The organism is Bacillus altitudinis, assembly GCF_001191605.1.
GTDB classification, from domain to species: Bacteria; Bacillota; Bacilli; order Bacillales; family Bacillaceae; genus Bacillus; species Bacillus altitudinis.
This window is the reverse complement of record NZ_CP009108.1, coordinates 263387-280274: the sequence shown is the minus strand read 5'-3', so window position 1 is coordinate 280274 and position 16888 is coordinate 263387. Positions and strand designations below refer to the sequence as shown.

Below are 16888 nucleotides of genomic sequence, written 5' to 3'. Positions count from 1 at the left end.
CTGTGTCAAAAGGAGGGTGTACGCCAATGCCAAAGGGAGAGGGAAAGGTTGTTTCCCAAAACAAAAAAGCCAATCATGATTATTTTATAGAAGAAACATACGAAGCCGGCCTTGTATTACAAGGAACTGAAATCAAATCCATTCGAGCAGGAAAAGTGAATTTAAAAGATTCCTTTGCCAAAATCGAACGAGGAGAAGTGTTTCTTCACAATATGCACGTGAGCCCATACGAGCAGGGGAACCGTTATAACCATGATCCGCTCAGAACGAGAAAGCTGCTTCTTCATCGCAAGCAAATCAGCAAATTGATTGGTGCGACAAAGGAAGAGGGCTACTCACTTGTTCCCATTAAACTCTATTTGAAAAATGGCTTTGCCAAAGTGCTAATTGGAGTCGGTAAAGGGAAGAAGAAATATGATAAACGTGAAGATCTGAAGAAAAAAGATGCGAAACGTGAAATCGAGCGTGCTTTCCGTGACCGGCAAAAGCAATTCTAGACGCATGCAGATGGCTTGCTGAGAGCGGAAGCATTATGCTACAATATGTTATGCAGTAAACAATCATCGTCGTTTTTTACAGAAACCACCAGTTGTTTCGAGCGATGAGATTGTTATAATAGTCATATACGGAAGCAGTTAAGCTAAAGAACGTTTCCATCCCGTATATCCCTTTTACAAGGGGACGTTACGGATTCGACAGGGATGGTTCGAGCTTAGGCTGCGAGCCGAGAGGCGATCTCGTTAACACGCACCTAAATGTAACTGGCAAAACTAAAAGTTTTAACCAAAACTTAGCACTAGCTGCCTAATAAGCGCAGCGAGCTCTTCCTGACATCGCCTATGTGTCTGTGAGGAGCCCAATGAAGTAGGCTACGCTTACGTTTTCGTCTGAGGACGTAAGAAGAGATCCATCAGACTAGCTCTCCAAGCGCCCGTCAGCAGGCATGAGGATGAGTGAACACGTAAATATGTTGACTACGCTCGTAGACGCTTAAGTAATCGATGTCTCTGGACGTGGGTTCGACTCCCACCGTCTCCATATGATTTTAAAAAAGTGTCAAAACCCATGTTAGATAAGGGTTTTGACACTTTTTAAATACGTGAAATTTTATAGTTGCAATGAACTTTTGCTATATGTTGCTGTTACAAATATTATAGGAATTCATAATTTAGTTTCAGTTGTTTATATATAAGTGAACTTCGTTCAAGAATAGCTTGATTAACAAAAGTTAAAAATTCACTCAGATTATTTTCATCTTTGGTACTAACTGTTTCTTTAAAGTGATTGCGCCAAAATTCTTTTGGTTCACTGGTTAAATCTTTTGGGTTTTCTAAAAAGCTCTGCAAAAAATTCTTCTCCACAAAATTAGGCCAAGTTTTAAAACTTAAAATCCACTTAGCGGATTCAATAATATATTTTTTATACTTAAAAGTGTTATTGTTCATTGTGTTTTCTAAAAAAATCTCAATAGAATCATTACTATTCATAAAATCATTTAAAATGACTTTAATATGGTTCAAAGTTAGATCCCAATAATCATAGGTAGATTTATAACGTTTGCTATTAAAAGGAGAAAACCAATTTTTATTATTTTTGATGGCGTATACAGGTATAAAATTACCTACTGTGTGTGTTAATTTTGCATAATCTTTAAATATAGGATTAGATAAATCATATGTCTCCTTATAAAAGGCTTTGTAAGGAGTTACAAATGAATTCATTGTTTCTCCATTTGCCTCAACAAAATCTGTTTGTTTAGTATTCCAGAATTCAAATTGATTTCCCCATAAGCGTTTGTATATTTCGAGGGTCAAAGGTAATCTATCACAATCAGATTGGGAACCATAAATATTACCTTTATATAGAATAATATTTGCAATAGGGTTTTTTTCATCATATATTAAATTTCTTAAATCAAAAACCTCTCTTTTGAAATCATAATTTATAAATTCTTCTTCTGAAAGTTCCATTAATTCATCAAAAGTCATTCGTAAGTTCTCCTTTATGTCCACTCTTTATTTATTAGAAGATTATCTAACTTCATTTTTTAACCTCTTTATTATACTTTAATATACTTCATCTAATTCATTTCACACTTAAAATTCAAAAATTAAGAAGCGATTCGGCAATGTAGCTTGTTTCTAAACTTTCAGAAGCCGTCGTATCTAGTGTCTGGAAGATAGATGCTTAGGTTGTTTCTTATAGAATTTTTTATTAGAAAGTTAGGGAGAATACCTAAATATACCTATTTTTTAACCGATGATAATTTGTAGGGAAATATCACCAGATAATGACAGGGGGACAATTTAGTTAAAAGAAAAAAGTTCGAATAGACCCTACAAAGCATATGATTAAACAGCTAAAGTAGTTGACGAATTAGAAAAAGTCTCAAAGGATAAGGAGTAATTCATAAAAATGAAAACAAACAAAAAGACAATCATTTCAGTATTTCTTTTAGTATTTACATTGATGATGGGTACAGCATGCGGTAAAAATGAATCAGCAAACGGTTCATCAAACAAAGCAGCAGCAAAACAAGAAAAAATAGAAAAAATGACTGATAGCGAATATGCATCATGGTATAAGGGATATCTAAAACGGTTTGAAGAAAGAATTATGTCTTTTGTTTTATCGTTGGTTCCTTTAGACGAGGTTTACGATAAAGAATGGGCTAGTGATGTTGAGACAAAGATTGATAGCATGAGAGAATTACTCAGCGAAGCCAAAGACAAAGAAGTTAAAGTTCCTGATACGTATAAAAAAGTAAACGAGTACTTGGTGAAAGCGGATGACAAATTTGAATCACTTTTCAAAGATATCTTAAAAGTAATCAAGCGAGATAAAGTCAGTGATGATGATTTAAGTTTCATGAATTCTAGAATGAAAAAAGCTTTAGAAGAAGTGGATAATGCTAAAAAAGAGATGAGTAAAATGAAAGACAATAAATCAAATGAAAAACAAAAAGATAAATCAAATTCATAATTAAGTAAAGAAAAAGACGTCTGCTTTACAAAGCTCAGAGGGTCTTAAGAATAACGAGTTTAGTTCACAACGTAAGAAGGATGCTACATACTGTCATCCTTCTTACTTTTCATGTAAGTTCCTTGAAGAAAACCGAACCAACCGAATAAACAAAGGACAAACCACAATCACCGCCATCATCAACAAAAGCCCATCAGGCATAATCTCCACAAATGTTGTCTGAATCACATAAACCGCAATCAGCAGCAAATAACTCATCAAAAATAACAGCTCAGATCGTTTCTTCTGAAATGGCTTCTCTAAAAGAATCAGCATGAACAAACCTGCCATGATGATCAAAAAAGTCATCTCCTATCAAGCCTCCTTTTCATTCATCTCCACATTGTACAGATATTTCACTTGCTACAATATGCTTTATCCATAAAATAAGTAAAAAGTAATGAACAGATAAGGCGCCACGACTAGTAAAATGACGAACGCTTTCCAAAAAACCGCCAACCAAATCAAAATCACATCTTCCCATTTGAGACGTCCTCATATATAGTAAGATTAGACTAGTTCTAAATAACTGAAATTGGGGCGTTTACATGGATTCGATTGTTTTACATTTTATTGTGATCATGAGTGTTTCTGGCATTCTGTCCGTAATATTATCAATCATTGCTCATGCAAATCGCCATCGGTATATTGGCTGTCAATTGTTTATGTATATGTCTGGAGCAACTGCGATTTATATTTTTGGACATACATTTGAATTATTGGCGCGCACCCCTCAAGAAATTACATTCTGGGTTAGTTTTCAATACATAGGTCTTCCGTTCATTGCACCGTTCAGCCTGATGATTGTGCTGCAGTTTACTGGTTTCCATCAATATGTAACAAAGCGCCGCGTGCTTCTCTTCTTGCTGATTCCAATTTTAACCACCATTTTGGTGTTCACCAACTCTTTTCATTCACTCTTTTACCGAAGCATCACGATGAATACAGTAGACGGGTTTTTATTGGCTGATTTTACCATTGGCTATTGGTATATCATTCATGGGGTCTATACATTTGGTTGTTCCATGCTCGCTATTTTTATGCTGCTTTGGTTTTTACGTGTAAAGAAAGATTATTTGAAACAGGTTCTGATCTTGCTCGTTGGGATATTATTACCGATCACCACCTCTTTTATCTATTTATTAGGTGTCACGCCCTTTCACATTGACCCAGTACCAGTGGTGATGTTTTTAACCAACGCACTCTACTTATGGGCGATTATGTCTTTTCATCTCTTTAAGCTCTCTCCCATTGCGATGGAGCGTGTGTTTGAACATATGTCAGAAGGTGTTCTTCTATTGGATCGATACCGAACACTGATTGATTATAACCCTGCGGCTGCATTGATCATTCCTGTGCTCGCTAAAAAGGGAATCGGCTATAAAATCGATGATATATTCTCAGGGATCATCAAAGAGCCGGCGTTTATACAGTGGCTGCGTTCTCCGCAGGATCATTCACAGTATGATTTAATGTGGGAAAAAGAGCAGCCCTTCTATTATCATCTCACTGCTTCTTCTCTTTTTAATAGAAGAGGCGAAGTCGAAGGCAGGCAAATTGTGATCAGTGATGTTACTGAGCAGCGACTATTGCAGGAAGAGCTGGAGCGCCGAGCATATATTGATGGTTTGACGAATATCTTCAATCGGTCTTCCTTTATTGAACGAACGCAGATGTTATTGGAAGAGGATGCGCAGGATACCGCAATACTGCTATTTGATATTGATTTCTTTAAACAAATCAATGATACGCACGGCCATCACATTGGAGACGAGGCGTTGCGTCATGTTGTGTCCATTTGTCAGCAGCATTTGAAGATGGATGATTTATTTGGGCGATATGGTGGAGAAGAGTTCGCCATTTGTCTGCCGCATCATTCATTTGAAGAGGCATGTCGTATTGCGGAACAAATGAGACATTCATTTGAAGTGAGTTTCTTTCAGACAGATGAGAAAAAAGTAAGAGTGACAGCAAGCTTTGGCGTCGCCCATACAGCGAATGATCCCTCTATATTAGAAACGCTTCTATTTGAGGCAGATCAAGCCTTGTATATGTCAAAACGCCAAGGACGTAATCGGATTTATGCATCAACTGGTTCGGACTATATGCTGTACCAAAAGCAGGATCTTCCGCCTACTTCTCATTGACTGTTGTCCTTCATTTAGATATGATAAACATAACATTTGAACGGTTTCCTAAAGGGGAGTAGCTTTTACGGTTTGGTCGTCATTACAGAAACATCCGTTGTTTCTCGGCCATTCCGGCATGAACATGTTAGCCAGACCTTTGCCTATCACACTTGAGGCAAAGGTCTGGCTTTTTTTAAGGTCTTTTTGCATCTGTGTGGTTGGGAGCTGGACAAATGAGGGGTTTCAACATAGCAGATGAAAGGATGATGGATCTTGAAACAACATGTGATGGCGTTTCTATTTACCGGTACGTTTTTGTTAAGTGGATGTTCTGGACTGCTAGACCAAGTGAACGATACAACGACATATGTCACAGAAGCAAATGAGTATGTGATGGATATTCAGCAATTCACAGAGGATTTTCCACAGCTTGCGGAAGAAGCTGTACAAGATGCTGCCAAAAGAGCAGATTTGACGCAGCAGCTTGAATCATTGAAAGCAGACATTCAAGAATTTAATGAACTCTCAGCCCGATCAATAGCAAAAGACCTGCATGCACAAATCATGGAGAAAAATAAAGTACTGTCAGAGGAGATTCAAACCTATTTACAGCAATTGAAAATGGACAACTTCGATGCTGCAGCTATTTTAGAGGATCAGCAAGGCCTCATGAAGCAGCTTCAGCAATCCGTCAACCTTTTGCAAGATATTGAACAGTTGACAAACTAGAATAAACAAACGGTGATCTCAGCATATCTTTGCCTTTTCAGGTGAAGATATGCTTTAATGGAATGTAAGACAAGTATGATAGAAAAAAGGTGATCAGATGACAGAACAAGAAGAAAGACATATCGCTTCGCCTAGAGCCGAGAAGGAAAAAGAGCAATTAATCAACCGCTTAAAACGAGTGGAAGGTCAAGTGCGAGGGATTCAGCAAATGATTGAAAACGATCGTTACTGTATAGATGTCGTGAATCAAATTTCTGCTGTCAATGCAGCTTTAAAAAAAGTGAGTCTTCAATTAATGGAAAAGCATACACATCATTGCGTAGCAGATGCCATTAAGAGCGGTAATGGGGATGAAGCCATTGAAGAGTTGATGAATGTCTTCACGAAGTTGACAAAATCGTAGCAAACAGCGGATCATTTATGTTTACAATGATACCCTACTAGGGTATAGTAAAAATAGAAAATGATTGATGGAGGCGATGAGAAGTGGAACAAGCAACACTACAAGTGCAAGGCATGTCTTGCGGACATTGTGTGAAAGCAGTCGAAGGAAATGTAGGAGAATTAGCAGGTGTTGAATCTGTGAAAGTCCATTTAGATAAGGGTCAGGTGGAGGTTTCCTTTCACTCAGATCAAATCACGTTACACCAGATCTCTGATGTCATTGAAGAACAGGGATATGATGTCGTATAAAATGAGCATACGTGCTGCATAAGACAGCACGTATTTTTTTAAAAATAACAATACCCCCATGGAGTATGTGGAGAGGTGAGATAAATGAAAAAAGAAATTGATTTTCAAATTACGGGAATGACTTGCGCCGCCTGTGCAGGCCGCATTGAAAAGGGCTTGAACAGGTTGGAAGGTGTGGACGCCGCCAGTGTGAACTTAGCGCTTGAAACATCCCACATTGTGTATGAAACAGAACAACTCACAGCAGAGGATCTAAAACAAAAAATTCAATCTCTTGGCTATGATGTGGTGATGGAACAAGCCGAATTTGATATAGAGGGAATGACGTGTGCTGCTTGTGCAAACCGAATTGAGAAAAAAGTCAACCGGATGGAGGGTATTGATCAAGGGTCAGTGAACTTTGCGCTTGAGACACTTCAGGTGACGTATCATCCAGGGCAAATATCTCCAAGTGACATAAAAGAGGCTGTGAAATCCATTGGGTATTCATTAATCGAACCAGCCGAAGAGCATGCAGAGGAAGGGAAAAAAGACCATCGCCAAGTAGCGATTGAGAAACAAACGGCACGCTTTTTGTTCTCGATGATTTTGTCATTGCCTCTTCTTTGGGCAATGGTCAGTCATTTTTCTTTCACATCGTTTATTTGGTTGCCAGAAGCGTTTATGAATCCATGGGTTCAGCTCGCATTAGCAGCGCCCGTCCAGTTCATTGTCGGCTGGCCTTTTTATGTAGGTGCTTATAAAGCGTTGAAAAATAAAAGTGCCAATATGGATGTCCTTGTGGCATTAGGGACATCAGCTGCTTTTTTCTATAGTTTATATGAAAGTATTCAGTCAGCGGTTCAAGGTACACATGAGGCGGGCCTCTATTATGAAACGAGTGCTGTGCTGATTACGTTGATTGTGCTCGGAAAGTTAATGGAAGCAAGAGCGAAAGGGAGATCATCAGAAGCGATTCAAAAACTGATGGGCTTACAAGCGAAAGAAGCTGTGATAGAGCGAGATGGGAAAGAAATGACCGTTCCTATTTCTGAAGTGAAAGTGAATGATTTTGTGTTCGTCAAGCCGGGTGAAAAAGTCCCGGTAGACGGAGAAATCATCGAAGGAACAACAGCGATCGACGAATCGATGATTACAGGAGAAAGTCTGCCAGTTGATAAAACCACAGGAGATACAGTCATCGGGGCAACCATCAATAAAAATGGATTTGTGAAAGTGAAAGCAACAAAAGTAGGAAAAGAAACGGCTCTTTCACAAATCATTCGAGTCGTCGAACAAGCGCAAGGCTCAAAAGCACCAATTCAAAGAATGGCAGATCAAATTTCAGGGATATTTGTCCCCATTGTTGTAGGATTGGCTGTACTCACTTTTCTGATTTGGTTTTTCTTTGTTGACCCAGGGAATGTGACATCTGCACTTGAAACCTTTATAGCGGTCATCGTCATCGCATGTCCTTGTGCGCTTGGTCTTGCTACACCGACCTCTATTATGGCAGGCAGCGGCCGGGCAGCTGAATCAGGGATTTTGTTTAAAGGCGGAGAACACTTAGAGGTAACCCAATCACTAGATACAGTAGTGCTAGATAAAACAGGGACTGTGACAAAAGGGGAGCCGAGTCTTACAGATGTGATTGCGTCTGCCAATTGGACAGAAGATAAGCTGCTTCAGTTAGCAGGATCGGCAGAACAGCAGTCAGAGCATCCACTTGCCAGAGCGATTACAGATGGCATGAAGACTCGGGGTCTCCAAGCGGTCGAGGTAGAAGCTTTTCAAGCAGATCCTGGTCATGGAATTGAAGCAAGAGCTGCCGGACATGAGCTTTTGATTGGCACACGGAAACTCCTAAAGAAACATCATATCAGCTGCGAAGCACTAGAAACAGTTGTGACTGAGCTTGAAGAACAAGGGAAAACGGCGATGCTCATTGCCATTGACGGCGAGCCAGCAGGTATTGTCGCCGTTGCTGATACAATCAAATCGTCTTCTTCTCAAGCGGTCGCTCGTCTCAAAGAGCAAGGGATTCACGTCGTGATGATGACAGGAGATAACAAGCGCACAGCAGAAGCGATTGCGAGTGAGGCAGGCATAGATCATGTCATCGCTGAAGTTCTTCCAGAGGAAAAAGCGGCTCATATTGTAGCGCTTCAGAAACAAGGAAAAAAAGTGGCGATGGTTGGAGACGGCATTAATGATGCCCCTGCCCTTGCAACAGCAAATATCGGGATGGCTGTCGGAACAGGTACAGATGTTGCCATGGAAGCGGCAGATATTACGCTCATGACAGGAGATCTCCATGCCATTGCAGATGCACTTGAATTTAGCAGAAAAACGATGAGAAACATTAAACAGAATCTATTTTGGGCACTTGCTTACAATTGTATTGGTATACCAGTCGCCGCATTTGGGTTCCTGGCACCATGGCTTGCAGGAGCGGCAATGGCCTCTAGTTCTGTATCGGTTGTGCTGAACGCACTAAGATTACAGCGATTGAAACCTGTCAGAGAGGGTGTGGCAAAATGAAGCTGAATGTCAAATGGGTGTGGACGTTGAGTGCTGTGATTTATGTAGCCATTGTACTGATAGGCTATGCGGTTTATGTCGAACTTTCTCCTCTTCAAGAGCCGCCAGCTGATCATATGTAACATGAGACTTCATCAGAAGCGAAGTCCTCGCATTCGGTGTCAGTCCTGCACTTCGGTGCTCGTCCTTTCTAGACTTCAAAGGTTTTCTATCACACTGAAAAGAAGACAAAGGGCTAAAATAAAGTTCATTTTAGCCCTTTGTCAATAATCTGAGACTTCGCCATAAGCGAAGTATTTTTTTAACAATTTTGTGGAAAAACCCACCTTTTAAAAGATTTTTCATAAAAAATTCACTTCTTTTTGTTCCTTTTTGTCGTTTTTTGTAGGTTCATCGTTAAGATGCGATTAAGCAACAAAGAAAGCGTTATCAAAAAAAGGGGGTCCACGTATGAAAAAGTTAGGGTTAGCTTCTCAAATACTCATCGCACTTGTTTTGGGTGTTGTCGTAGGAGCACTATTTTATCAAAATGAAACCGTTATTAATGTGTTAACGCCGATTGGCGATATATTCATCCACTTAATTAAAATGATCGTTCTTCCAATTGTTATTGCTGCATTGATTGTAGCCGTTGCAGGTGTAGGCGATATGAAAACCATCGGAAGACTCGGTGGGAAAACGATTCTTTACTTCGAAATTGTGACAACGATTGCATTAGCAGTTGGACTGCTTGCAGCAAACGTTTTCCATCCTGGTACAGGAATTGATATGAGTAACATGGAGAAAGGCGATATCTCTAAATATGAAGAGACATCTAAGTCTTCTGCCGAAAAAGCTAGTTTCTCTGAAACGATTGTGCATCTTGTGCCAACAAACGTGTTCCAATCCATTGCAGAAGGTGATCTATTACCAACAATCTTCTTTACAGTGTTATTCGGATTAGGAATTGCAGCAGTTGGAGACAAAGGAAAACCAGTGTTAGGATTCTTTGAGGGGATACTCGAAGCAATGTTCTGGGTGACCAATAAAGTGATGAAGTTTGCACCATTTGGTGTATTCGCGCTCATCAGTGTGACGGTGATCAAATTCGGGGTCGGAGCGCTTCTCCCGCTAGGTAAACTGGTACTTGTCGTTTACGGCACAATGGCATTCTTCGTGATTGTCGTACTTGGCATTATCGCAAAATTAGCTGGAACAAGCGTCTTTACACTATTTAGAGTGTTAAAAGAAGAAATCATTCTTGCATTCTCAACAGCAAGTTCAGAAGCTGTACTGCCTAGACTAATGGATAAAATGGAGAAGTTCGGCTGCCCGAAAGCGATCACGTCGTTCGTTATCCCAACAGGCTATACCTTTAACTTAGATGGAAGTGCCATCTATCAATCCATTGCCGCCATATTTGTTGCACAAATGTACGGCATGCCTCTTTCCATCTATGAGCAAATTACGTTACTATTAATCTTAATGCTCACATCAAAAGGAATGGCTGGTGTACCAGGTGCATCGATCGTTGTTGTCATCACAACACTTGGAGCAATGGGACTTCCACTTGAAGGACTTGCCTTCATCGTTGGGATCGACCGTATCCTTGACATGGTTCGTACAACTGTTAACGTATTTGGTAACTCACTTGCAGCCATTGTCATGTCTAAGTGGGAAAAAGTGTTTGATCAAGAGAAATCGAAGAAGTATATTGAGGAATTAAAACAACAAACAAAAGCAGCGTAAAAGGAGATCTTTTCAAATGACGAAGCTACAGGACAAGCAAGTTCGTATCGAACGAGACTTTCTAGGTGAAAAGGAAGTAGACACTCAAGCGTATTATGGAATTCAAACATTACGTGCAGTAGAGAACTTTCCAATTACTGGCTACCATGTTCATGAGGAACTCATCAAAGCATTAGGGATTGTCAAAAAGGCAGCCGCACTTGCAAATATGGATACAAAGCGACTATATGCTGGTCTTGGAGAAAAAATTGTTCAAGCCGCAGATGAAGTGATTGAAGGAAAATGGAACAATCAATTTATTGTCGATCCAATTCAAGGCGGAGCTGGCACTTCAATGAATATGAATGCCAATGAAGTCATTGCAAACAGAGCGCTTGAACTACTAGGAAAGGAAAAAGGCGCTTATACTGAGCTAAGTCCAAACACGCATGTGAACATGTCGCAGTCAACAAACGACGTTTTCCCAACAGCGATTCATATTTCAACATTGAATATGATTGAAAAACTACTTTATACGATGGAAAACATGCATCAAGTCATGACAGAAAAAGCGCAAGAATTCGATCATGTCATCAAAATGGGACGTACGCATCTTCAGGACGCTGTTCCAATCAGACTTGGTCAAGAGTTTAGTGCATATGCAAAGGTTCTTGCTCGTGATATTAAACGAATCAAGCAGTCTAGACAGCATTTATATGAAGTCAATATGGGCGCAACAGCAGTTGGAACAGGACTGAATGCTGATCCTAAATATATTCGCCAGGTCGTTGGTTATCTAGCTGACATTAGCGGATTGCCGTTAGTTGGAGCAGAAGATTTAGTCGATGCTACGCAAAATACAGATGCTTATACAGAAGTATCAGCTGCACTGAAAGTATGTATGATGAATATGTCCAAAATGGCAAACGATATTCGTTTGATGGCTTCAGGTCCTAGAGCAGGCTTTGGTGAGCTGCACTTGCCGCCGAGACAGCCAGGTTCATCTATCATGCCAGGGAAAGTCAACCCAGTGATGCCTGAGGTCATGAACCAAGTGGCATTCCAAGTCATTGGAAATGACCACACGATCTGCCTTGCATCAGAGGCTGGTCAGCTTGAACTGAACGTCATGGAGCCAGTTTTAATATTCAACTTACTACAGTCTCTCAGTATGATGAAAAATGTATTTGAATCCTTTGTCGATAACTGCTTGCGTGACCTAAAAGCAGATGAATCTAGATTAAAAGAATATGTAGAAAAGAGTGCTGGTGTCATGACGGCGGTCAATCCGCATATTGGTTATGAAGCTGCTGCACGAATTGCGAGAGAAGCGATTCTTACAGGCGTATCTGTACGTGAGCTTTGTCTGCAAAATGATGTGTTATCAGAGGAAGAGCTTGATGTGATCTTAAATCCTTTTGAAATGACAAAACCAGGTATTGCTGGCGCATCACTTTTAGAAAAGGATCGTTTAGAAGATTAAGCGGCATCATGAGAAGCGCACACCGACAAATGTCCGGTGTGCGTTTTTTCATGGACTGTTTGTTTTTCTGAAGCTCACATAGTATACTATCGTCAATTATTAGGGATGTGACTGCGTTTGAATCTACTGAAAAAATGGTTGAATACAGAGCCTTATTTAATTATCATGCTCATTGTTCTGACTCCGATTGGGGGAGAGCTGAAATTTTATCCATTTGAGGATAGCTTTCGGGTCAGCTTTGGAACCGTTGTCTTTTTCTTTATCCTGCTTCAAATGAAAAAATTCCCGGCATGGGCAAGCGGCATCATTGCGGGGGGATCAGTGTTTGCATTCCGGGTGCTTCTTGATACCGCTGTGTCAGGCCACTTAGCGCTGGAAGAGGCCGTTTCTTTAAGATTTCCTTCCCTGCTGTATTACGTCGTCTATGGTACGCTTTTTTATGTATTACAGGTCAGACGTTTCCGTGATAAGCCTTGGCTCATTGGGGCGACAGGGATTATCATGGAACTATGTGCAAGTGTAGTCGAAATGATTGCACTCAGGGGAGCCATTGATGAAATTTTAACAGTGAGAACGCTGTTTCAACTATTTGTATTGGCGATTTTCAGAAGCTTTTTCGTATTGGCTTGTTATACGATGATTCGATTATACGAAGAACAGGCGAGAGAGCGCCAAATGAAGAAGGAAAAGGAACACCTGTTGATGCTGCTGTCGAATCTTTATACGGAATCTACATATTTTTATAAAACCCTTGCACATGCTGAGCACATTACAGCTACTTCATATCAATTGTATCAATCTCTGCATCATGCAAAGGATACGGAATCATTAGATTTAAAAAAACTCGGAAAAACAGCCCTGCAAATTGCAGGTGAGGTACACGAAATCAAAAAGGATAATCAGCGGATTTTTTCTGCCTTATCAAAACTGATTCATGAGGAAAACTTTCAGGAGTATGCAAGTCCTGCTCATATCGCTGGACTTGTGATTCGTATCCATGAAAATTACGCGGAATCTCTTAAAAAACACATCGTTTTTCATTATGATGAAGAAGGACAGCACCCTGCTTATCATGTGTATACCATTCTATCTTTATTAAATAACATTGTATCCAATGCCGTTGAAGCGATTCCAGTAAATGGAGAGGTATCACTATCCATTTCGCGGAAAGAGAATGATGTAATTTTTCAAATCAGTGACAACGGTCCAGGCATTAAAGAGCGTAACCATCATGTGATCTTTAAACCGGGCTTCACTTTAAAATACGACCAAGCCGGGAACCCATCAAGCGGCATCGGTCTTTCCTATGTGAAAGACACAGCCGAGAAGCTTGGCGGAAGTGTTGAAATGAAGAGTATCCCAAATCAACAAACGATGTTCACTTTAACGATACCAATTGATCAAGTCAGCAGAAAAGAGGGGAATGGGAGATGAGATTTTTTATTGTTGATGATGATGAAGCCGTTCGTTCTTCACTGGCACAGCTCATTGAAGATGAAGAGCTTGGCATTGTGGCAGGGGAAGCAGAGGATGGTGCTGAAGTAACAGCGAGCTACTTAAATGATTTGCATATTGATATCTTGTGTATTGATCTTCTGATGCCGGAAAGGGACGGTCTTGAGACGATTCGAGCGATCAAGGATGAATTTCATGGGAAATATTTAATGCTGTCACAGGTAGAAACAAAGGAACTCATCGGCCAGGCATATACGCTCGGTGTCGAGTATTATGTGACAAAGCCGATCAATCGGGTAGAGGTCTTAAGTGTGCTCCACCTCATGATTGAACGTCTGCATTTAGAGCACTCAATTGAAAATATTCAGCATTCGCTCAAATCGGTCATGCAGTTCCAGCAGCGCGGACAGACCACGAAAACGAAGCAGCGTGGGAAAAGTCTTGCAGAGGCAGGTCAGTTTTTGCTGGCGGAGCTTGGGATTGTCGGCGAAAAAGGGTCTAAGGATTTACTAGATATGATTCTTTTCACAGATCAGTATTTAGCGTTACATGCCGATCAGCACGACTCTTTTCCTTCATTAAAAGTAATTTTCACTGGCATCACAGAGGATAAATTAAACGAACCTTTTACATCAGCAGACATCGCAAGAGAAGCAAAAGCAGCGGAACAGCGGGTAAGACGTGCGATCAACCAATCATTGAAACACATCGCCTCGCTCGGGTTAACCGATTTTTCTCACCCAACCTTTGAAAACTATGCATCAAAATTTTTCGATTTTACCATTGTGCGTAAGAAAATGAGTGAACTCACAAAAGAGAAAAGTGGAAGAGAAGAGCACACACGTATCAATGTGAAGAAATTTGTACAGGTGCTCTATTACGAGGCGAAACGTATTTTCATGGAAGATTAAATAAGACATGCTCTCTATAAGGAGAGCATGTCTTTTTTTGTGATGGATTGAAGATGCATCTGTAGCACGGAGCGCATGAGCTGTGGCGGTAAACGATGGGGCTGTACGATTCCATTCAATGCAAGCCCATTGATGACCGCATAAAGCCGCTCAGTTTCTAATAAAAGATCGAGATGATCTAGCAGTAGCTCATCCTCTTTCAATTTCATTAAGCAAAATTGAACGGTTTGAAAAAGCTCGTCATACATCTTTGCATTGAGCGGCTGTAAATCTGGTTCAGTCAGTGCCTTGACTGTAAAAGCCTGCCACACCTCCATTTCAAATATTCGTTCTTCGTCTAGTGGAAGAACCTGCTCCAATAAAGTGAATACATTTTCCTCTGTTGAACCGTTTAATGGAAGCTTAGCAATTCGCTCCTTCACTCTTTCCTGAATTAAATTCATGGAGAATAGAAATAATTCTTGCTGTGTGGAAAAATAATGACGCATAGAGCCGGCTGAAATGCCAGCTTCAACGGCTATTTTTCGTACAGAAGCGCTTTCCAATCCCTCTTGTTTAATCACTCTCATAGCAGCTTGAGCGACCTTTTGTTTTTGTTTATGGTGATCGACGATTTTTGGCATACCTTGATTTTAGCACAGCTATTGTTTTTTTAACACAGTTGTGTTATTTTTTATTTAATACAATCGTGTTAAAAAGGATGTGGGGAAATTGGTCGGTTTATTGATTGTGGCATGTGAAATTGGTTTTTGGCTGTTTATTCTTATGGGCTTAACACTGCGTTATGTGTTTAAACAGAAAAAATGGGGTGCTTTCTTTCTTGTCTGTACGCCGGTTTTAGATCTCATCCTTCTTGCGGCTACTTATATAGATTTAAAGCAAGGGGCTGTGGCGAACGTCATTCACGGGCTTGCGGCTGTTTATATTGGTGTGAGCCTTGCCTTTGGACATCAAATGGTGAAATGGGCGGATGCTAAGTTTGCTTATCGTTTTGCAGGAGGCCCTAAGCCGAAGGGAAAACCAAAGTACGGGAAGGAGCGGTCTTTGTATGAGATGGTGGGCTGGACGCGTCATTTCATCTCTTATGTCATCGGAGCGGGGCTGTTATATGGATTGACCTATCTCATCCAAGCACCAGAACGAACGGAATCTCTGATGCAGCTTGTCAGTGTGTGGGGGATGGTCTTAACCATTGATTTCATCATTAGCATCAGCTACGTCATTTGGCCGAAAAAACACCCGGAAAATATAGCAGGTTGACAAAAAAGACAGGCGGACTCATTCCACCTGTCTTTTTGCTATGAGGACAATCCTTTGTAAATGGTGTCAATATTCCATTTCATCATCTTATAGTAGCTGTCCCCATCTTCACCTTCTTTGCCAATAGAGTCCGTAAATACTTTCCCCTTAATCGGAACTCCGGTTTCCTCAGATAGGCTTTCAAGGCTGCGCTTATCTACACTTGTTTCAAGAAAAAGGGCAGGAACTTGATGGTCTTTAACAAAATGAATGATGCGCTTCATTTGTCCAGGAGTTCCTTCACTTTCTGTGTTGATCTCCCAAATGTAGCCGGCTTTCAGTCCATACGCATCCGCAAAATATTTGAATGCCCCTTCGCTTGTGACAAGGAGTTTTTTGTCTTTTGGGAGTTGATCAAACTTGTCTTTTGCTTCATCGTGAAGCGTTTGAAGTTTTTTGATATAGGTTTCAGCATTTTTCTCGTAATCCTCTTTATGCTCAGGATCTGCTTGAATGAGCGCATCTCTGGCATTTTGCGCATAAAGAATCCCATTCTCGACATTCAGCCATGCGTGTGGGTCCTGCTGGCTTTCAAGCCCTTTTGAAGACAAATGCTTCACTTTGACGCCTTTACTCAGCTCGGCTACAGGTGCATCATCTCCGTCCTTGCCGCTCGATTCAAGCAGTTTTTGAAACCAGCCATTCCCTGTTTCAAGGTTCAAGCCATTAGATAGAACAAGGTCTGCATCCGTCGTATACTGAACATCCTTTGGTAGTGGGTCAAATTCATGTGGGTCTGTACCAATGGGAACAATGCTGTGAATAGAGACATGCTGTCCGCCTACTTCCTTCACAATGTCATAAAGAATGGAGTAGGTCGTGACAACTTTTAATGTACCGTCATCTTTTCCGGAACTCTTTTGCTGAGTAGAACAGCCTGCGATGACCAAAAGGGCAATACATACTGCGGTCAAACGGATTGCTAATACCTTCTTCATATA

The 16888-nt window shown here is 40.6% G+C and carries 17 protein-coding genes and 1 other RNA gene; 14 read left to right on the top strand and 4 right to left on the bottom strand.

Annotated features, from left to right (window positions below; genetic code table 11):
- Positions 1-26 precede the first annotated feature (26 nt).
- Both smpB and ssrA read left to right on the top strand, forming a co-directional pair.
- Complete coding sequence (smpB, locus tag ID12_RS01435; protein ID WP_008347658.1) at positions 27-497, top strand: SsrA-binding protein SmpB; 471 nt, start codon at positions 27-29, stop codon at positions 495-497.
- Between the two features lie 180 nt (positions 498-677).
- Positions 678-1041: a transfer-messenger RNA gene (gene ssrA / locus ID12_RS18715) on the top strand.
- A 110-nt stretch (positions 1042-1151) separates the two neighbouring features.
- Here the strand turns inward: ssrA and ID12_RS01430 are convergent.
- Positions 1152-1988 carry a hypothetical protein gene (locus tag ID12_RS01430; RefSeq protein WP_048002942.1) on the bottom strand — a complete coding sequence of 279 codons (837 nt, stop codon included), beginning with the start codon at positions 1986-1988 and terminating at the stop codon, positions 1152-1154.
- Positions 1989-2415: 427 nt separating this feature from the next.
- Here ID12_RS01430 and ID12_RS01425 point away from each other — a divergent pair, with 427 nt between their 5' ends.
- A complete protein-coding gene (locus ID12_RS01425) occupies positions 2416-2982 on the top strand; it encodes a hypothetical protein (RefSeq protein ID WP_017368064.1) in 567 nt (188 codons plus the stop codon).
- Positions 2983-3084: 102 nt separating this feature from the next.
- On the opposite strand, the gene ID12_RS01420 is transcribed toward ID12_RS01425, so the two are convergent.
- Positions 3085-3330, bottom strand: coding sequence for a hypothetical protein (locus tag ID12_RS01420; RefSeq protein WP_017359230.1), 246 nt, complete (start codon positions 3328-3330; stop codon positions 3085-3087).
- 239 nt (positions 3331-3569) lie between these two features.
- On the opposite strand from ID12_RS01420, the gene ID12_RS01415 reads away from it, so the two are divergent.
- From ID12_RS01415 to ID12_RS01375, 10 genes are all read left to right on the top strand, one after another.
- Positions 3570-5168 carry a histidine kinase N-terminal 7TM domain-containing diguanylate cyclase gene (locus ID12_RS01415; RefSeq protein WP_035389410.1) on the top strand — a complete coding sequence of 533 codons (1599 nt, stop codon included), beginning with the start codon at positions 3570-3572 and terminating at the stop codon, positions 5166-5168.
- Between the two features lie 255 nt (positions 5169-5423).
- Entirely contained in the window at positions 5424-5879 is a 456-nt protein-coding gene (locus ID12_RS01410; RefSeq protein ID WP_035389408.1) for a DUF6376 family protein, read from the top strand.
- A gap of 97 nt (positions 5880-5976) precedes the next feature.
- The gene (locus ID12_RS01405; protein WP_008347647.1) at positions 5977-6282 is read left to right on the top strand and encodes a metal-sensing transcriptional repressor; all 306 of its coding nucleotides are present in this window, start codon (positions 5977-5979) and stop codon (positions 6280-6282) included.
- Positions 6283-6365: 83 nt separating this feature from the next.
- Complete coding sequence (copZ, locus tag ID12_RS01400; protein WP_008347645.1) at positions 6366-6572, top strand: copper chaperone CopZ; 207 nt, start codon at positions 6366-6368, stop codon at positions 6570-6572.
- An 84-nt stretch (positions 6573-6656) separates the two neighbouring features.
- Positions 6657-9092, top strand: a complete 2436-nt coding sequence (locus ID12_RS01395) for a heavy metal translocating P-type ATPase (protein ID WP_050826613.1) — start codon at positions 6657-6659, stop codon at positions 9090-9092.
- A complete protein-coding gene (locus ID12_RS19570; protein WP_265784893.1) occupies positions 9089-9214 on the top strand; it encodes a hypothetical protein in 126 nt (41 codons plus the stop codon). Before ID12_RS01395 ends, ID12_RS19570 begins: the two co-directional genes overlap by 4 nt.
- A 328-nt stretch (positions 9215-9542) precedes the next feature.
- Positions 9543-10820 carry a cation:dicarboxylate symporter family transporter gene (locus ID12_RS01390; RefSeq protein WP_007500222.1) on the top strand — a complete coding sequence of 426 codons (1278 nt, stop codon included), beginning with the start codon at positions 9543-9545 and terminating at the stop codon, positions 10818-10820.
- Between the two features lie 16 nt (positions 10821-10836).
- Positions 10837-12282: an aspartate ammonia-lyase gene (gene aspA / locus ID12_RS01385; RefSeq protein WP_035701391.1), complete on the top strand. Its 1446-nt coding sequence runs from the start codon at positions 10837-10839 to the stop codon at positions 12280-12282.
- 117 nt (positions 12283-12399) lie between these two features.
- Positions 12400-13716 (top strand): ATP-binding protein, encoded by a 1317-nt coding sequence (locus tag ID12_RS01380; RefSeq protein ID WP_017368058.1) that lies wholly within the window; start codon positions 12400-12402, stop codon positions 13714-13716.
- Entirely contained in the window at positions 13713-14648 is a 936-nt protein-coding gene (locus tag ID12_RS01375) for a response regulator (protein WP_050826612.1), read from the top strand. The genes ID12_RS01380 and ID12_RS01375 overlap by 4 nt, the downstream gene beginning before the upstream one ends.
- A 14-nt stretch (positions 14649-14662) precedes the next feature.
- Here the strand turns inward: ID12_RS01375 and ID12_RS01370 are convergent, their stop codons facing one another.
- Complete coding sequence (locus ID12_RS01370) at positions 14663-15271, bottom strand: TetR/AcrR family transcriptional regulator (RefSeq protein WP_050826611.1); 609 nt, start codon at positions 15269-15271, stop codon at positions 14663-14665.
- Between the two features lie 88 nt (positions 15272-15359).
- Here ID12_RS01370 and ID12_RS01365 point away from each other — a divergent pair, with 88 nt between their 5' ends.
- On the top strand, positions 15360-15908 hold the full coding sequence (locus ID12_RS01365) for a hypothetical protein (protein ID WP_025207975.1): 549 nt from the start codon (positions 15360-15362) through the stop codon (positions 15906-15908).
- A gap of 38 nt (positions 15909-15946) precedes the next feature.
- Here the strand turns inward: ID12_RS01365 and ID12_RS01360 are convergent, their stop codons facing one another.
- Complete coding sequence (locus tag ID12_RS01360) at positions 15947-16885, bottom strand: metal ABC transporter substrate-binding protein (protein WP_025207974.1); 939 nt, start codon at positions 16883-16885, stop codon at positions 15947-15949.
- Positions 16886-16888 lie beyond the last annotated feature (3 nt).